General features: G+C 67.9%; 15 protein-coding genes. 11 read left to right on the top strand and 4 right to left on the bottom strand.

All coding sequences use genetic code 11. The annotated features are described in order from the left end of the window. Positions 1-10: 10 nt before the first annotated feature. The 3 genes from AC5I49_RS14955 to AC5I49_RS14945 all read right to left on the bottom strand — a co-directional run bounded on the left by AC5I49_RS14955 (position 11) and on the right by AC5I49_RS14945 (position 3468). Entirely contained in the window at positions 11-1009 is a 999-nt protein-coding gene (locus AC5I49_RS14955; protein ID WP_495789573.1) for a phosphoglycerate mutase, read from the bottom strand. A gap of 66 nt (positions 1010-1075) precedes the next feature. Further along, positions 1076-2401: a sulfatase family protein gene (locus tag AC5I49_RS14950; protein WP_495789572.1), complete on the bottom strand. Its 1326-nt coding sequence runs from the start codon at positions 2399-2401 to the stop codon at positions 1076-1078. A gap of 44 nt (positions 2402-2445) precedes the next feature. After that, on the bottom strand, positions 2446-3468 hold the full coding sequence (locus tag AC5I49_RS14945; protein WP_495789571.1) for a tripartite tricarboxylate transporter substrate binding protein: 1023 nt from the start codon (positions 3466-3468) through the stop codon (positions 2446-2448). Positions 3469-3647: 179 nt separating this feature from the next. On the opposite strand from AC5I49_RS14945, the gene AC5I49_RS14940 reads away from it, so the two are divergent. The 3 genes from AC5I49_RS14940 to lolD all read left to right on the top strand — a co-directional run bounded on the left by AC5I49_RS14940 (position 3648) and on the right by lolD (position 6142). Continuing rightward, complete coding sequence (locus tag AC5I49_RS14940) at positions 3648-4118, top strand: MarR family winged helix-turn-helix transcriptional regulator (RefSeq protein ID WP_313281218.1); 471 nt, start codon at positions 3648-3650, stop codon at positions 4116-4118. Positions 4119-4179: 61 nt separating this feature from the next. Then, positions 4180-5433 carry a lipoprotein-releasing ABC transporter permease subunit gene (locus tag AC5I49_RS14935; RefSeq protein WP_034347641.1) on the top strand — a complete coding sequence of 418 codons (1254 nt, stop codon included), beginning with the start codon at positions 4180-4182 and terminating at the stop codon, positions 5431-5433. Beyond that, on the top strand, positions 5426-6142 hold the full coding sequence (gene lolD, locus AC5I49_RS14930) for a lipoprotein-releasing ABC transporter ATP-binding protein LolD (RefSeq protein WP_013800885.1): 717 nt from the start codon (positions 5426-5428) through the stop codon (positions 6140-6142). Before AC5I49_RS14935 ends, lolD begins: the two co-directional genes overlap by 8 nt. A 43-nt stretch (positions 6143-6185) precedes the next feature. On the opposite strand, the gene AC5I49_RS14925 is transcribed toward lolD, so the two are convergent. Then, positions 6186-7652: a methyl-accepting chemotaxis protein gene (locus tag AC5I49_RS14925; protein ID WP_392413464.1), complete on the bottom strand. Its 1467-nt coding sequence runs from the start codon at positions 7650-7652 to the stop codon at positions 6186-6188. A 214-nt stretch (positions 7653-7866) separates the two neighbouring features. On the opposite strand from AC5I49_RS14925, the gene AC5I49_RS14920 reads away from it, so the two are divergent. The 8 genes from AC5I49_RS14920 to AC5I49_RS14885 all read left to right on the top strand — a co-directional run bounded on the left by AC5I49_RS14920 (position 7867) and on the right by AC5I49_RS14885 (position 16622). Next, positions 7867-8688, top strand: coding sequence for a TatD family hydrolase (locus tag AC5I49_RS14920; RefSeq protein ID WP_016451088.1), 822 nt, complete (start codon positions 7867-7869; stop codon positions 8686-8688). Positions 8689-8763: 75 nt separating this feature from the next. Then, positions 8764-9309: a DNA-deoxyinosine glycosylase gene (locus AC5I49_RS14915; protein ID WP_016451089.1), complete on the top strand. Its 546-nt coding sequence runs from the start codon at positions 8764-8766 to the stop codon at positions 9307-9309. A 20-nt stretch (positions 9310-9329) separates the two neighbouring features. Further along, positions 9330-10130: a class I SAM-dependent methyltransferase gene (locus tag AC5I49_RS14910; protein ID WP_016445733.1), complete on the top strand. Its 801-nt coding sequence runs from the start codon at positions 9330-9332 to the stop codon at positions 10128-10130. Positions 10131-10199: 69 nt separating this feature from the next. Beyond that, positions 10200-12002 carry a type IV pilus assembly ATPase TfpB gene (gene tfpB / locus AC5I49_RS14905; RefSeq protein WP_016445734.1) on the top strand — a complete coding sequence of 601 codons (1803 nt, stop codon included), beginning with the start codon at positions 10200-10202 and terminating at the stop codon, positions 12000-12002. Between the two features lie 196 nt (positions 12003-12198). Beyond that, positions 12199-12687 carry a tripartite tricarboxylate transporter TctB family protein gene (locus AC5I49_RS14900; RefSeq protein WP_016445735.1) on the top strand — a complete coding sequence of 163 codons (489 nt, stop codon included), beginning with the start codon at positions 12199-12201 and terminating at the stop codon, positions 12685-12687. Between the two features lie 15 nt (positions 12688-12702). Then, positions 12703-14214: a tripartite tricarboxylate transporter permease gene (locus AC5I49_RS14895; RefSeq protein ID WP_016445736.1), complete on the top strand. Its 1512-nt coding sequence runs from the start codon at positions 12703-12705 to the stop codon at positions 14212-14214. A 153-nt stretch (positions 14215-14367) separates the two neighbouring features. After that, on the top strand, positions 14368-15684 hold the full coding sequence (locus AC5I49_RS14890) for a DUF3422 family protein (RefSeq protein ID WP_016445737.1): 1317 nt from the start codon (positions 14368-14370) through the stop codon (positions 15682-15684). A 140-nt stretch (positions 15685-15824) separates the two neighbouring features. Next, positions 15825-16622 (top strand): SDR family oxidoreductase, encoded by a 798-nt coding sequence (locus tag AC5I49_RS14885; protein ID WP_495789570.1) that lies wholly within the window; start codon positions 15825-15827, stop codon positions 16620-16622. Positions 16623-16708 lie beyond the last annotated feature (86 nt).

The raw sequence follows: 16708 nt of genomic DNA, 5'->3' as shown, positions 1-16708 counted from the left end.
GGGCAGTGTGTCAGAGCATGCGGCCCAGATCGGGCAGGGCGCGGGGGCCGAAAAGGCCCGCCAGCCTGTCCAGCCAGCGCGGCGGGCGGCTGCTCCATGCGATGGCATGGCGTTCGCCGCACAGCGTCAGCGTGAGCGGGTGGCCTGCGCGCACGCGCTCCAGCAGGCGGGCGATGAGCCCGGCGTCCAGCGCCTTCCAGGCCTCGCGCCACGCAGCGGGGTTGCCCTGCAGGGCTGCGGCGTGAAGGTCGTCCAGGCATTGCACGGCGGCCTTGGCGCCGGTGGCCGTGCCGGGCTGCAGGCGCCCGGCGCCGTGGACCCAGAAGGCGTTGATGGGCACCTGGCCGCGGGCGGCGCGGGCGTCGTTGAAGACATGGGTGTAGAGCAGCATCTGCACCTCGCTTTGCAGGCGGTGCAGGGCGCGTGCCTGCTGCGCGTCGGGCAGCCAGGGCCGCACGTCGCGGCCGATGACGCGGTCCATGGAGGCCGTGGCCAGGTCATCGAACAGCGCACCGCGCGCCAGCCAGCGCTGCGGCTGCTGGTACTCCAGCACAATGCCGTCGTCGGCGAACCAGGGCGCCAGCAGGGCCAGCAGCTGGCGGGATTCCTCATCGCTGAGGGGCGTGGTGGCGGGATCGCTCTGGTGGACCTGGTCTGCGCCTATGTGCCAGTGGCAGGGCGTGACATAGGCGCAGGCCTGTGCCGTCTCACCGGCCTGCCAGGCGGCCCAGGCAATCAGGCCCGGTGTATCGGGCAGGCCCAGCGAGTGCGCCAGGGCGCGTTCGTGGGGGGGAGAAAAATCCATCTCCGTGCCGGTCTGTGCGGGCGCGGGCTGCATCAGCGCCAGCAGCGATTGGAGATGGGGCAGCTCCAGGCCGCCCCAGACGGCCGCGACGGCAGCGTCATCCGCTGCATCCGAGGACGGACCGCCGGCATAGGGAATGATCCATTCGGTCGTTTCCTCCAGCGGGGCTTGGGTGGAGGACACCAGGGGCGCAGTCAAAAGCATGGCCGCTATTGTCGGGCATGGGTTGCCGCAATGCCGGCGCCTTCGTTTTTCCCCTTGGAGCGCGGTTCAGCGCTGGGGCATGTCGCGGGCCGAAGAGACCAGGCTGACCGTGGCGTCCTCGGGGATGGGTGGCATGCCCTGGTTCCAGTCTTCCCAGGCGCTGCGCATGGCGGCCAGTCTCTCGGGCGCGCGCACTGCCTGGTTGGCGCGCTCGCGCTCGTCGGCGGCAAGGTCGAACAGGTAGTCGATGCCGTCCACGCGCAGGTACTTCCAGTCGCCATCGCGCAGGGCACGTTGGCCGCGGTGCTTCATGCGCCAGTGCAGGGTGCGTGGGAATTCGGCATCTTCGGCGCGCAGCACGGGCAGCAGCGAGATGCCGTCCAGCGCATGGCCCTCTGGCGCCTGCACGCCGGCGGCATCCAGCACCGTGGCCGACCAGTCCATGCTCATGCAGTGCTGGGTGCTGCTGCGGCCCGGTGCGATCACGGCCGGCCAGTGCGCAATCCAGGGCACGCGTATGCCGCCTTCGGTCAGGTCCATCTTGCCGCCGACCAGGGGCCAGTTGTCGGAGAAGCGTTCGCCGCCGTTGTCGCTGGTGAAGACGATGAGGGTGTTGTCCAGCTGTCCGCTGGCACGCAGCGCCTCGACGATCCAGCCTATGCCTTCGTCCATGTGGTGGATCATGCGGCGGTACTGGTGGATGTTGCCGCCGTCCAGGTGGGCAATGCCTGCGCCCAGGGCCTCGGCCGTGCTGCGGTCATCGCGCGTTTCCCAGGGCCAGTGCGGCGCCGTGTAGTGCAGGCTCAGGAAGAAGGGCGCATCGCCTTGGGCCATGCGGTGGACGAAGTCCACGCTGCGCTGCGACAGCAGGTCGGTCAGGTAGCCCTCGTCGTGGTGCTCCTCCTCGCCCACCCACAGGTCGTGCTGGCCCGAGCTGCTCAGGTGGGTGAAGTAGTCCACGCCGCCTGACATGGGGCCGAAGTATTCCTCGTAGCCCGAGCGCAGCGGGCCGAAGTTCGGCGGGTAGCCCAGGTGCCACTTGCCGATCAGCGCCGTGCGGTAGCCCGCATTCCTGAGCATCGATGCGACGGTGGGCATGTCCGGCGGCAGGCCCAGCTTCTCGCCCAGCGGCGTGCCGCGTGTCCTGCTGTTGATGGGCTCCTCGGCCGCGCCGCGCAGGCGGTACTGGTAGCGCGCCGTGGCCAGGGCAAAGCGCGTGGGAGAGCACACGGGCGAGTTGGCATAGCCCTGGGTGAGCCTGAGGCCGCCGGCGGCCAGGCGGTCGAGCACGGGCGATACCGGGCCGAAGTCGGCCGCCCGGCCGCCGTAGCAGCCGAGGTCGGCATAGCCGAGGTCGTCGGCCACGATGAAGAGGATATTGGGACGGGACATGGAAATGCGCTCTGTGCAGGGTCGTGGGCGGGAAGCGGCGGCGCTCATTCCATCTTCATTCCGGTGGACTGGATCACGGTCCGGTAGCGGTCGGCCAGCGCCTGTATGCGTTCGGCGGCGGCCGGGCCGGTCAGGCCTTCGTAGAACAGGTCGTTGGCGCGCATGCGCTCGCGCAGCGCCGCATCCTTCATGGCCTTTTCCAGCGCGGACTGGATCCTGGCGACCAGGGGCTCGGGCGTGGCGGCCGGCACCCACAGGGCGAACAGCACTTCCTGCTCCAGGTCCTTGTGGCCCAGCTCGCCCACGGTGGGCACGCCGGGCACCAGCGGGTTGCGCTGGCGCGTGGTCACGGCCAGCGGCACGACCTTGCCGGCCGCCACTTGGCCCAGCATGGCCGAGGAGCTGATGATGCCGCCGTCCACCTCGCCGGCCAGCACGGCCGTGCTGGCCGGGGCGTTGCCCTTGTAGGGCACGTGGCTGACCTTGGCGCCCGTGGCATGGGTGAGGATGGCCGAGGCCAGGTGGCCCGGCGTGCCGTAGCCGGCCGAGCCCAGCGTCAGGCCGCTTTTCTTGCCCTGGGCGATGAACTGGTCCAGCGTCCTGAGGCCGGTGCGGGGATTCACGGCCACCATCATTCCCTGCGAGGCGATCATCATCACGGGACGCAGGTCCGTGCCCTTGAACGGCATGCTCTTGTAGATGAAGGGATTGACGGTGAAGGTCGTGTCGATGCCGACCAGCAGCGTGTAGCCGTCGCCGGGCGCCTTGGCCGCGTTGTCGGTGCCGATGTTGCCGCCCGCGCCGGGCCGGTTGTCCACGACGAAGGGCTGTTTGAGTTCACGCTGCAGTACCTCGCCCAGGCTGCGCGCAAGAATGTCGGCGGCGCCAGCGGGCGCGAAGGCGACGACGATGCGCACGGGTTTGGCGGGCCAGGCGGCAGCATCGGCGGCCGCATCGGCCCGGGCGCCAGCGCCGGAGCCCAGGCCCAGCAGAAGGGCCAGGCCGGCCCGCAGCAGCGGGCCGCGCAAGGCATGGGTGGCATGGGTGGCTTGGAACAGGGAAAACATGGTGGCGAACTTTCTGCGCTGCGGGGGCGCCGGGCTTTGCGAGAATCCCCAGGCCGGCTCCGGACGGTGGCTCCCGTTGTCTCCTTTCCGGACGGGGCCACTGTAGAAGTCCCTGCAGCAATTGATCTAATCAACTGTTCCCCGTGAATACCCGTCCAGCCCCCACGTCCATCCAGCAGATGCTGCTGTTTCGCATCAACCGCTACTTTGGTGCGGCCGGCGGCGTGGCCATGCGCATGTGCGAGGCGCATTTCGGCATCACGCGCCGCGAGTGGGGCGTGATGGCCACGGTGGCTGCCAACGAGGGCCTGCTGTCGTCGGAGCTGGCCGAACGCGCGCAGCTGGACCGCGCACGCACCTCGCGCGCCCTCAGCGGGCTGGAGGAAAAGGGCTGGGTGCAGCGCAGCCCCCTGCCCGGCGACCGCCGCCGCGTGGCCGTGTCGCTGACCGCCGAGGGGCGGCGCATGTACGGCCTGATCCTGCCGCGCATGGCCCAGATCCACCTGGACCTGGTGTCCGTGCTCAGCGACGAGGAGCTCGCACAATTCGATACCTTGCTGGCCAGGCTGCAGCGCCATGCGCTGACGCTGGAGGCGGAGGGCCGCTACGACGCCCTGCCGCGTGTGGACCGCGGACGGCACCGGCGCTGACACGCCGACGGCAAAGCCTGCCGCCATGCAGGGCCTGTGGGCGATGACACAATGCATGCCCATGCAATTTCCCTACGAACTGGCCGTCGGCTGGCGCTACACCCGGGCGGGGCGTGCCACGCGCCGCAACGGCTTCATCTCGTTCATCTCCGGCGTCTCCATGCTGGGCATCGCCCTCGGTGTGGCGGCGCTGATCATCGTGCTCAGCGTGATGAACGGCTTCCAGAAGGAAGTGCGCGACCGCATGCTCAGCGTGGTCTCGCACATCGAGATCTTCGCGCCCCAGGGCGCGGCGCTGCCCGATCTGGAGCGCACCATGCGCGAGGCGCGCGCCAACCCCGACGTGCTGGGCGCCGCACCCTTCGTCGCGGCCCAGGCGCTGCTGGCACGCGGCGAGGACATGAAGGGCACGCTGGTGCGCGGCATCGATCCGGCGCGCGAGGGGGAGGTCACCGACGTGGCCGCCACCAATGCCGAGGTGCTCCAGCGCCTGGTGCCTGGCGAGTTCAACGTGGTGCTGGGCGTGGAGCTGGCGCGCTCGCTGGGCGTGCGCCAGGGCGACATGGTCACGCTGATCGCCCCGGGCGGCCAGGTCACGCCGGCCGGCGTGGTGCCCCGCCTCAAGCAGATGCATGTGGCCGGCACCTTCGACTCCGGCCACTACGAATACGACTCGGCCCTGGTGATGATGCATTACGAGGACGCGCAGCGCCTGTTCCGCCTGGAAGGGCCGACTGGCATCCGCCTGAAGCTCAAGGACCTGCATGAGGCACCGCGCGTGGCCATGGAACTGGCCCACACCATCACCGACCGCCTGCTGATCCGCGACTGGACCCAGCAGAACCGCACCTGGTTCGCGGCCGTGCAGCTGGAAAAACGCATGATGTTCATCATCCTCACGCTCATCGTGGCCGTGGCTGCGTTCAACCTCGTGTCCACGCTGGTGATGACGGTGACCGACAAGCGCGCCGACATCGCCATCCTGCGCACGCTGGGCGCCTCGCCGTCCAGCATCATGGGAATCTTCATGGTGCAGGGCGCCATGGTGGGCGTCATCGGCACCTTCGCGGGCCTGCTGCTGGGCCTGGGCATTGCCTTCAACATCGATGTCATCGTGCCGGCCATCGAGCGCCTGCTGCATGCCAACTTCCTGCCCAAGGACATCTACCTGATCAGCAAGATGCCCAGCGATCCGCAGTACAGCGACATCATGCCCATCGCCGTGATCTCCCTGGTCCTGGCCTTTGTCGCCACCATCTACCCGAGCTGGCGCGCCAGCCGCGTGAACCCCGCCGAGGCGCTGCGCTATGAATGAAGTGAATGTGATGCCCGGTTTCGAAGTGTCCCAGCAGGGCGCCGTGGTCCTCGATGCGCGCGGCCTGACCAAGCGCTTCGCCGAAGGACGGCTCAACGTGCAGGTGCTGGCAGGGGTCGACCTGCAGGTGCGTGCGGGCGAGACGCTGGCCATTGTCGGCGCCTCGGGCTCGGGCAAGAGCACGCTGCTGCACCTGCTGGGCGGGCTGGATGCCCCCACCAGCGGCAGCGTCACCCTCAAGGGCGAGCCCCTGCATGAACTCAGCGCCCAGAAGCAGGGTGCGCTGCGCAACAGGCACCTGGGATTCATCTACCAGTTCCACCATCTGCTGCCCGAATTCAGCGCCCAGGACAACGTGGCCATGCCGCTGCGCATACGCCGCGACGACCGGGCCGAGTGCATGGAGCGCGCCGCACGCATGCTGGCGGCCGTGGGCCTGGGCGAACGCATGCTGCACCGGCCGGCCGAGCTGTCGGGGGGCGAGCGCCAGCGCGTGGCCATTGCCCGCGCCCTGGTCACGCAGCCTGCCTGCGTGCTGGCCGACGAGCCCACCGGCAACCTGGACCGCAGCACGGCCGACACCGTGTTCCGCCTGATGCTGGAGCTGGCGCGCAGCCATGGCACGGCCTTTGTGATGGTCACGCACGACGAGCAGCTCGCGGCGCGCTGCGACCGCATGGTGCGCCTGGTGCAGGGACAGCTGGCCTGACCCTGTACTGGGTCCTGCGTGCGCCGTCCTGCGCGCTCCGGCGTCAGGCCATGCGCAGCAGCTTGCCGCCCATGTGCGGCGTGCGCACAGGCACCACGGAGGGCGCTGGCGCCGCCTTGATCTGCGGGGCCTCGGGAACCATGGCCGCCGGCAGCGACTTGCGCACGGGTTGCGCGCGGGGCGTGTCGCCGATGTTCACGCTCTGGGCCGTCAGGTCGGCCGTGACCTCGCGCAGCCGCGCAGACTGCGCCATGGAGGCCTGCACCACGTCGCCCATGATGGCCGTGACCTGGTGGGAGGAATCCACGATTTCCTGCATGGTCCCGCCGGCCTGTCGCACCTGCTCGGCGCCCAGAGCCACCTGCTCCACCGAGGTGTGGATGAGCTGCTTGATCTCCTTGGCGGCGGCGGCACTGTTCTGCGCCAGTGCCCGCACCTCGCCGGCCACCACGGCAAAGCCCCGGCCCTGCTCGCCGGCGCGGGCCGCCTCCACGGCGGCGTTCAGCGCCAGGATATTGGTCTGGAAGGCGATGCCGTCCATCACGCCGATGATGTCGCTGATCTTGCGCGAGCTGGCGCTGATGGACTCCATGGTGCCCATCACCTCGTGCACCGTGCGCCCGCCCTGCTCGGCCACCAGGCAGGCCTGGCGGGCCAGTTCATTGGCCTGGCCTGCGTGCTCGGCGCTTTCGCTCAGGCCCTGCATGGCCTCGCCCAGGGTCTGCGCGGCCGTGAAGCGGCGCGTGATATCGCGGGCGTACTTGACTACCTTGAAGGGCCGGCCGTCGGCATCGAGGATGGGGTTGTAGCTGGCCTCGATCCAGACCTGGCGGCCGTGCTTGCCGATGCGCAGGTACTGGCCTGCATCGTGCTGGCCGCTGCCCAGCTTGCGCCAGAACTGCGCGTATTCGGCGCTTTGGCGCTCATGGGGCTGGACGAACATGCTGTGGTGCCGCCCCGTGACCTCGTCCAGCGTGTAGCCCATGGCCTGCAGGAACAGGCGGTTGGCATGGAGGATGTTGCCGTCCAGGTCGAACTCGATGATGGCCTGCACCTTGGAGATGGCGGCCAGCTGGCCTTCGGCATCGGCGTTGCGGCGCTGCTGCTCGGTGATGTCGGTGGCGTACTTCACCACCTTGAAGGGCCGGCCATGCCGGTCGAAGATGGGGTTGTAGCTGGCCTGCAGCCAGACATCGCGCCCATCCCTGGCGATGCGCCGGTAGCGCCCCGCATCGTGGATGCCGCTGCCCAGGCGCTGCCAGAACTGGGCGTATTCGGGGGATTCGCTGACCTGGCTGTCCACGAACATGCGGTGGTGCTGGCCGATGACCTCGTGCTCCTCGTAGCCCATGGTGTCCAGGAAGTTCTGGTTGGCAGCCAGCACATGGCCTTGCAGGTCGAACTCGATCACCGCCTGGGACTTGTGTATGGCGGCCAATTGCCCGTCAAGCTCCGCCTTGCGGCGTGCGCCACCGAGGTCCAGGATTCGACTCCATGCTGAGCGCTTCATGGGAATTCCTCTCTCCAAAGCATGCCGGCCGGTGATGCGGGAGCCCGATGCGGGGTGTAAGTGTTACTTTATGTATTTTTATGGAGGCGCAAGCCATTCGTGTATTGATTTTGTCAAACGGAGCCGACTCGCAATAAGCCAAGGGTTTGCCCTTGCTCCGGGCCTCGTCTGCCCCTTGGACGGGCGCTGCCCGGGCCGGTGGCATGATGCGGCCATGCCCGCCTGGATAGACACCCACTGCCACCTCGATGCCCCTGAATTCGATGCCGACCGCGATGCCGTGCGCGCGCAGGCGGCCGAGACAGGCGTTGCGCATCTGGTGATTCCGGCCGTGGCGCGCGAGCACTGGGACACGGTGGTGGCGCTGGCGCGGCGCCATGGCGACAGCTATGCGCTGGGCATCCATCCGCTGTACACGCCCAATGCCCGCGAGCAGGACATTGCCGCATTGCGCGAGACGCTGGACCGGCTGCGTGGCGATCCCCAACTGGTGGCCGTGGGCGAGATCGGGCTGGACTTCTTCGTGCCAGGGCTGGACGCACAGCGGCAGGTCTGGTTCTACGAGCAGCAGATCGCGCTGGCGCGCGAGTTCGATCTCCCGGTCATCCTGCATGTGCGCAAGTCCAGCGACCGGCTGCTCAAGACCCTGCGCGCGCGGCCCGTGGCGGGTGGCATTGCCCATGCCTTCAACGGCAGCGTGCAGCAGGCCCAGGCCTTCATCGACCTGGGTTTCAAGCTGGGCTTCGGTGGCGCCGTGACCTATGACCGCGCGCTCAGGCTGCGCGAGCTGGCAGCCAGCTTGCCGCTGGACGCGCTGGTGCTGGAAACCGACGCTCCCGACATTCCGCCGCACTGGCTCTACACCACGGCCGGGCAGCGCGCCCAGGGCCAGGCCCAGGGCCGCAACACGCCGGCCGAGCTGGCACGCATTGCGGATGTGATTGCGCAACTGCGCGGCATCACGCCCCAGGCCCTGGCCGAGGCCACGGGCCGCAACGCGCGTGCCGCGCTGCGAGGCCTGCCCGCCATGGCCTGAACCAGGCTTGAGCGGAACCTGAACCTGAGCGGTCTTGCCGCCCGCTGCCAGCAGCCCGGCGACCGCTGGGCGACAATGCCGGCCATGTCCTTGACCGTTCCCGACCTGCCGCCCCCCGGCACCCCGCGCTGGCAGGGCCTGGCGCCGGTGGCCGATGCGCGGACCCGGGCCCTGGTGCTGGGTAGCTTTCCGGGCCTGCGATCGCTGCAATTGCAGCAGTACTATGCCCATCCGCAAAACCAGTTCTGGCCCCTGCTCCAGGCCTTGTGGCCCGAGTATCCGCAGCCCGGCCGCGATGACTATGCGGGCCGCTGCGAATGGCTGCTGGCCCGGGGCCTGGGGCTGTGGGATGTGTACGCCAGCTGCGAGCGCGAAGGCAGCCTGGACAGCGCCATCCGCGCTGCCGAGGTGAACGACTTCGCTGGGCTGCGCACGCACTGCCCGCAGTTGACGCTGGCCTTGCACAACGGTGGAGAAAGCTACAAGCACGCCGGCCGCACGCAGGCCCTGGGCCTGGCTGCCGTGAAGCTGCCATCGACCAGCCCGGCCAACGCGAGCTGGCGTTTCGAACGCAAGGTCCAGGCCTGGCGCGAGGCGCTGGCTCTCCATCAACTGCTCTGAATCTTTCCATTTTTCCCGACGTGATACGCAAGACCCGTGGCGCCGCCAAGGCCGCCCCTTCCTCTCCCGCCAACGCCGCAGATGCCGAGCTGCCCGAAGTCAGCGTCTCCGACGATGGCGATGTGCGCCACCTGCACCTGGGCACGCCCTGGATACAGGGCTCCATGCGCATACGCGAGCCCTTCGAGATCGAGCTGGAGTACGTGCAGCGCATGATGGGCTGGCTGCTGTTCATGGAACCCGCCAGCGTGGCCGGCCGCCATGCCATGCAGCTGGGCCTGGGCGCCGCGGCCATCACCAAGTTCTGCCACAAGAAGCTGCGCATGCGCACCACGGCCATCGAGCTGAACCCGCAGGTGCTGGCCGTGTGCCGCAGCTGGTTCAAGCTGCCGCCCGACAGCGACACGCTGCGCGTGGTGCTGGCCGATGCGGCCCAGGAAATCCGCAAGAGCCAGTGGCTGGGCACGGTCGATGCGCTGGCCGTTGATCTCTATGACCACGATGCGGCCGCGCCCGTGCTGGACAGCGCCGAGTTCTATGCCGACTGCCGCAATCTGCTGACCGAGGACGGCATCATGACCGTCAACCTGTTCGGCCGCACCTCCAGCTACGAGCGCAGCCTGGCACGCATGGCCGAAGCCTTTGGCGAAGAGGCCATGTGGGCCTTCCGCCCCACGCGCGAAGGCAACACCGTGGTGCTGGCCCAGCGCACCCCGCGCGCGCTCGACCCCGCAGCGCTGCAGGCCGCCAGCGCCCAGGTGCAGGCCCGCTGGGACCTGCCCACCACGCGCTGGCCCAAGATCTTCGTGCGGCCCTGGTAGAGCGGGCTGGCCGGGCAGGGAGGCCGGCAGGCTTACCATAGGGCGCAGTTCAGCTTCCGGCCCAACGCCATGTCCGACCCGACCTCCACCGCACAGCCCACAACCGCCGTCGCTCCGCGCAATCCTTCGGGGCCCCTGGACTGGCGCAGGCTGGTGCAGTGGCTGCAGGCCGACGGCGTGATCACGGCCGAAGAGGCCCAGCGCACCGTGGCGCGCTGCTCGCAGGCCGAGAGCACCCAGCACCCGCTGGTCCGGCTGGCCAACGTGGGCGTGGCCCGGGCCGGTGACGGGCGCGCGCTGGACATCGAGGAGCTGACCCAGTACCTGGCGAGCCGCAGCGGCCTGGCCTACCTGCGCATCGACCCGCTGCGCGTGGATGCGGGCCGCGTGGGCGAAATCATGAGCGCCAGCTATGCCGAGCGCCACAAGGTGCTGCCCGTGCAGGTGTCGCCGCAGGAAGTGGTTGTGGCCACGGCCGAGCCGTTCATCGACGACTGGGTAGCCGAGGTCGAGCGCCAGGCGCGCCGCAAGGTGCGCCGCGTGCTGGCCAGTCCGGTGGACCTCAAGCGCTACACGGGCGAGTTCTTCGCCTTGGCCAAGTCGGTGCGCGCTGCCGAGAAGGCCGGCGGTGCGGCCAGCGCGGCCAGCTTCGAGCAGCTGGTGGAGCTGGGCAACAGCAGCAAGCAGCTCGATGCCAACGACCAGGGCGTGGTGCGCGTGGTGGACTGGCTGTGGCAATACGCCTTCGACCAGCGCGCCAGCGACATCCACATGGAGCCCCGGCGCGACCAGGGCGTGATCCGCTTTCGCATCGACGGCGTGCTGCATCCGGTCTACCAGGTGCCCATGGGCGTTCTCAATGCCATGGTCTCGCGCGTGAAGCTGCTCGGGCGCATGGACGTGGTGGAAAAGCGCCGTCCCCAGGATGGGCGCATCAAGACCCGCAACCCGCGCGGCGACGAGGTGGAAATGCGCCTGTCCACGCTGCCCACGGCCTTTGGCGAAAAGCTGGTGATGCGGATCTTCGACCCCGACAACACGGTCAAGGACCTGGACGCCCTGGGCTTCACCAGCCATGACGCCCAGCGCTGGAACGAGCTGGTGCGCCGCCCGCACGGCATCATCCTCGTGACCGGTCCCACGGGCTCGGGCAAGACCACCACGCTGTACTCCACGCTCAAGCGCGTGGCCACGGAGGAGGTCAACGTCAGCACCGTGGAGGACCCGATCGAAATGATCGAGCCCAGCTTCAACCAGACCCAGGTGCAGACGCAGCTGGACTTCGGCTTCACCGAGGGACTGCGTTCGCTGATGCGCCAGGACCCGGACATCATCATGGTGGGCGAAATCCGTGACCTGGCCACGGCCGAGATGGCCGTGCAGGCCGCGCTGACCGGCCACCTGGTGTTCTCCACGCTGCACACCAACGATGCGCCCAGCGCCGTGAGCCGGCTGATGGAGCTGGGCGTGCCGCCCTACCTGATCAACGCCACGCTGCTGGGCGTGCTGGCCCAGCGCCTGGTGCGCACGCTGTGCCCGCAATGCAAGCAGCGCGACGAGGAGACCTCGGCCGCCACGCTGGCCGAGGCCGTGCGGCCCTGGAAACTGTCAGGCAGCTACCAGCCCTACAAGCCCGTGGGCTGCGTGGATTGCCGCATGACGGGCTTTCGCGGGCGCATGGGCCTGTACGAGCTGCTGACCGTGAGCGAGGCGCTCAAGCAGCAGATCCACACCTCACCGTCCATGGATGCGCTGCGCCGCCAGGCCGTGCAGGACGGCATGCGTCCGCTGCGCCTGGCTGGAGCCCTGCGCGTGGCCGAAGGCGTGACCACGCTGCAAGAGGTCATGGCCAGCACGCCCCTGCTGGGCTGACTGGCGGATAAAAACGTAAGTGCCTGCTCTTGCGCAGGCCGTTGCCAATGATGGATGGGGTGCCTGGCATGGGCACCCTTTTTTCCTCATGCGGGTAGGACATGAGGGTATGCCCTTTGTAGGTGGAATCCACATTCGGACACAGTTTTTCTGAACGCAAAATCGCCGGGTCGTGATTCCGTAAGGAGACATTCTCGTGAAAATCAAGAGTCAGAAAGACTTTTTTTCCGGCGTGATGTTTTTGGTTGTCGGCCTCGCTTTTGCGATCGGCGCAACCAACTACACCGTCGGCACCGGTGCCCGCATGGGCCCGGGCTACTTCCCGCTGATCCTGGGTGTGCTGATGTCCATTCTGGGCACGGCCATCTGCTTCTCCGGCCTGACCAAGGGACCCTCCGGCGGTGACAAGATCGGCAAGTGGGCGTGGAAGCAGGTGTTCTTCATCCTGGCCGCGAACTTTGCCTTCGGCATCCTGCTGGTCGGCGTTCCCAATCTGGGCATTCCCCAGTTCGGTCTGATCGTCGCCATCTATGCGCTGGTGTTCATCGCCAGCCTGGGCGGCCATAGCTTCAACTTCAAGGAAGTGGCAATTCTGGCCACCGTTCTTGCCGTAGGCAGCTATGTGGCCTTCGTGTGGGCACTGAATCTGCAGTTCCCCGTCTGGCCCAGCTTCATCACCGGCTAAGCAGGAGCATCGTCCGTGGAACTTTTTCAGAATCTGGCGACCGGCTTCGGCGTCGCCTTCACTTTCCAGAACCTGATCTACTGCTTCGTCGGCTGTCTGCTCGGTACGCTCATCGGCGTGCTTCCAGGCATCGGCCCCGTGGCAACGATCGCCATGCTGCTGCCAGCGACCTACGCCCTGCCTCCGGTGGCGGCGCTGATCATGCTGGCCGGTATCTACTACGGTGCGCAGTACGGTGGCTCGACCACCGCCATTTTGGTGAACCTGCCGGGTGAATCCTCGTCCGTGGTGACCGTGATCGACGGCTACCAGATGGCCAGAAAGGGGCGAGCGGGACCTGCTCTCGCTGCCGCAGGACTCGGCTCGTTCTTCGCAGGCTGCGTGGGCACCGTGATCCTGGCCGCCTTCGCACCTCCGCTGACGGAAGTGGCCTTCAAGTTCGGCCCTGCCGAGTACTTCTCGCTGATGACCCTGGGCCTGATCGGCGCCGTGGTGCTGGCTTCGGGCTCGCTGCTCAAGGCCATTGCGATGATCGTGCTGGGCCTGCTGCTGGGCATGGTCGGTACCGACGTGAACTCCGGTGTGGCCCGGTACAGCTTCGACATTCCCGAACTGACCGACGGTATCGACTTCGTCGTGATCGCCATGGGCGTGTTCGGCTACGGCGAAATCATTGCCAACCTGTCCAAGCCCGAGGACGAGCGCGAAGTGTTCGCAGCCAAGGTGACGGGCCTGATGCCCACCGCCGAGGACTTCAAGCGCATGCTGCCTGCCATGCTGCGCGGCACGGCCCTGGGTTCTGCCCTGGGTATCCTGCCCGGTGGCGGTGCCATGCTGTCGGCCTTTGCTGCCTACACCATCGAGAAGAAGACCAAGCTCAAGCCGGGCGAAGTCCCCTTCGGCCAAGGCAACATCCGTGGCGTGTGCGCGCCCGAGTCGGCCAACAACGCAGGTTCGCAGACCTCCTTCATCCCGCTGCTGACGCTGGGCATTCCGCCCAACGCCGTGATGGCACTGATGGTGGGCGCGATGACCATCCACAACATCCAGCCGGGCCCGCAGGTGATGACCAGCAACCCCGAGCTGTTCTGGGGCCTGATCGCCTCAATGTGGATCGGCAACCTGATGCTGATCGTCCTGAACCTGCCGCTGATCGGCGTCTGGATCAAGCTGCTGACCGTGCCCTACCGCTGGCTGTTCCCGTCCATCGTGCTGTTCTGCGCGATCGGCGTGTACGGTACCAACAACAACACCTGGGACGTGTGGATGGTGGGTATCTTCGGCTTCGTGGGCTATGTGTTCCACAAGCTGGGCACCGAACCGGCTCCCTTGCTGCTGGGCTTCATCCTGGGCCCGATGATGGAAGAAAACCTGCGCCGTGCGCTGCTGCTGTCGCGTGGCGACTGGAGCGTGTTCGTGACCCGTCCGATCTCGGCCGGCCTGCTGCTCGCCGCCGTGGTGCTGCTGGTGGTGGTGCTGATGCCCGCAGTGAAGAACAAGCGCGAAGAAGCATTCGTCGAGGATTGATCGCCTCAGCGCTGCAACCATGTTGCTTGACGGCCCTTCGGGGCCGTTTTTTTTTGCGTCGACGAGAAATGCACGTGAAAGCTGTTGATCCCGGATGGCGGGAGGACGCAGCGCCCGTGCCTGCACAATAGCGCGCAGTCTTTCGAGGTCACGATGTCCCCACTTCTGTCATCCCAGCACCCGCTGCGCGTGCTGCTGCACAACGAGATCCATGCGCGTCCCGCCGAGGAAATGCAGGCGCCGCTGGCCATCACCCATGTGGTGATGCTCACCGACGCGGCCCAGCGCGAGGCCAGCCGCGCCCATGTGGCCACCCTGCTGCGCAACCACCACCTGCCCCCGCCCGATGCGGCGACCACGCATGTGCTCATCGATCTGGGCGCCTTTCACCTGCGCTGGGAGCTGCACACGGAATTCGTCTGCTGGACCTTCAGCAAGCCCATGTCGCAGGCCGGCATGGACGATGTGCGCGAGCCCGAGGCCGCCATCGACTACGTGCCGCGCGACTGGCTGGCTGCATTGCCTGGCCAGTGCCTGAGCGGCCTGCACCTGTGGGCCTTGCAGGAACAGGCGATCAACGAGCCGCACCTGGTGCGCCACCTGCTGCAGGAAGACACGCTGGTGGGCGCACGTGTGGCCGGCGATGCGGGCAAGGTCTACACGGACTTCGCCATCCATGCCGATGGCTTCTCGCGCATGCTGCTGCTGGCCGGCGAATCGCTGTCGCCGCGCCGCCTGGGGCGGTTGGTGCAGCGCCTGCTGGAGATCGAGACCTACCGCATGGCGGCCTTGCTGGGCCTGCCGGCAGCCCGCCAGGCCGCTGCCGTTCTGGCCACGGCCGAGCGGGACCTGGCGGCCCTGGCCCATTCCATCCGCCTGGCGGACCGCGATGCCGAGCCGGCGCTGCTGGACCGGCTCACGCGCCTGGCCGGGCAGGTGGAGAGCGAGTACGCCACCACGCACTCGCGCTTTTCCGCCAGTGCGGCCTATTTCGAGCTGGTGGACAAGCGCATTCAGGACATCCAGGAATCACGCATCGACGGCATACAGACCATCCGCGAGTTCATGGACCGGCGCCTGACGCCGGCGCGCAGCACCTGCGAATGGGCGGCGCGGCGGCAGAACGCGCTGTCCGAGCGCGTCTCGCGCGTCAGCAGCCTGCTGCGCACGCGCGTGGAGATCGAGCAGCAGCAAAGCAGCCAGCAACTGCTGGGCGCCATGAACCAGCGCCAGGACATGCAGCTCAAGCTGCAGTCCACGGTGGAAGGCCTGTCCGTGGCCGCCATCACCTACTACTTCACGGGCCTGATCAGCTATCTGGCCAAGGGCGCCAAGGCCCTGGGCTGGCCCTGGTCGCCGGAGAGCACGGCCGCCGTCGCCATTCCCGTGGTGGCGCTGGGTGTGTGGTGGTCCTTGCGCAGGCTGCACCACAGGCTGTTCCGTGGCCAGCACGGCGGCGGCGCGCATTGAAGGCAGCGCCAGGGGCTCGCCGGTGTGCCGGCGAGTTCACGTTTTCTCACGTTTGGCGTGAAAGCGTCGAAGCCTCGCGCACAATGTGCGCTGCCGTTCTGCAAGGATCGAGCAAGGTTGTGTTTGTTCAGGAGTGAGACATGGATCTGGGAATCGCGGGCAAGTGGGCCCTGGTATGTGGCGCCAGCAAGGGCCTGGGCTGTGGCTGTGCCAAGGCGCTGGCGCAAGAGGGTGTGAACCTGGTGATCAATGCGCGCAATCCCGAGGCCCTGCAGGAGGCCGCGGCCAGCCTTGCGGCCCTCGCGCCGCAGGTGAAGGTGCTGGCCGTTGCCGCCGACATCACCACCGAGGAAGGCCGTGCCGCCGTGCTGTCGGCCGCCGGCGGCCCGGGCGTGGATTTCGATATCGTCATCACCAATGCGGGCGGCCCGCCTCCCGGCGATTTCCGTGACTGGGACCGCGCGGCCTGGCTCAAGGCCGTGGACGCCAACATGCTCACGCCCATCGAGCTGATCAAGGCCACGGTGGACGGCATGGCGGCACGCGGCTTCGGCCGCATCGTCAACATCACGTCCAGCGCCGTGAAGGCGCCCATCGACATCCTGGGCCTGTCCAACGGCGCGCGCAGCGGCCTCACGGGCTTTGTGGCGGGCCTGGCGCGCAGCGGCATCGCGGCCAAGGGCGTGACCATCAACAACCTGCTGCCCGGCAAGTTCGACACCGACCGCCTGCGCACCACCTTCACGGCCGCCGCCAACAAGAGCGGCAAGAGCCTGGACGATGTGCGCCTGGTGCAGCAATCCCAGGTGCCGGCGCGCCGCTTCGGCACGCCCGATGAATTCGGCGCCATCTGCGCCTTCCTGTGCAGCGCCCACGCAGGCTACATGACGGGCCAGAACATCCTGCCCGACGGCGGCCTGTACGCAGGAACCTTCTGATGCGCCAGGGCACTGCGACCATGACCGCCTCCGGAGCCCGCAAGCCCCGGGCAGTGCCAGGCATGGCCGCGCAGTTGCAAACGGGC

Source organism: Delftia sp. (genome assembly GCF_059499305.1).
This window is presented reverse-complemented; position numbering and strand designations above follow the sequence as displayed.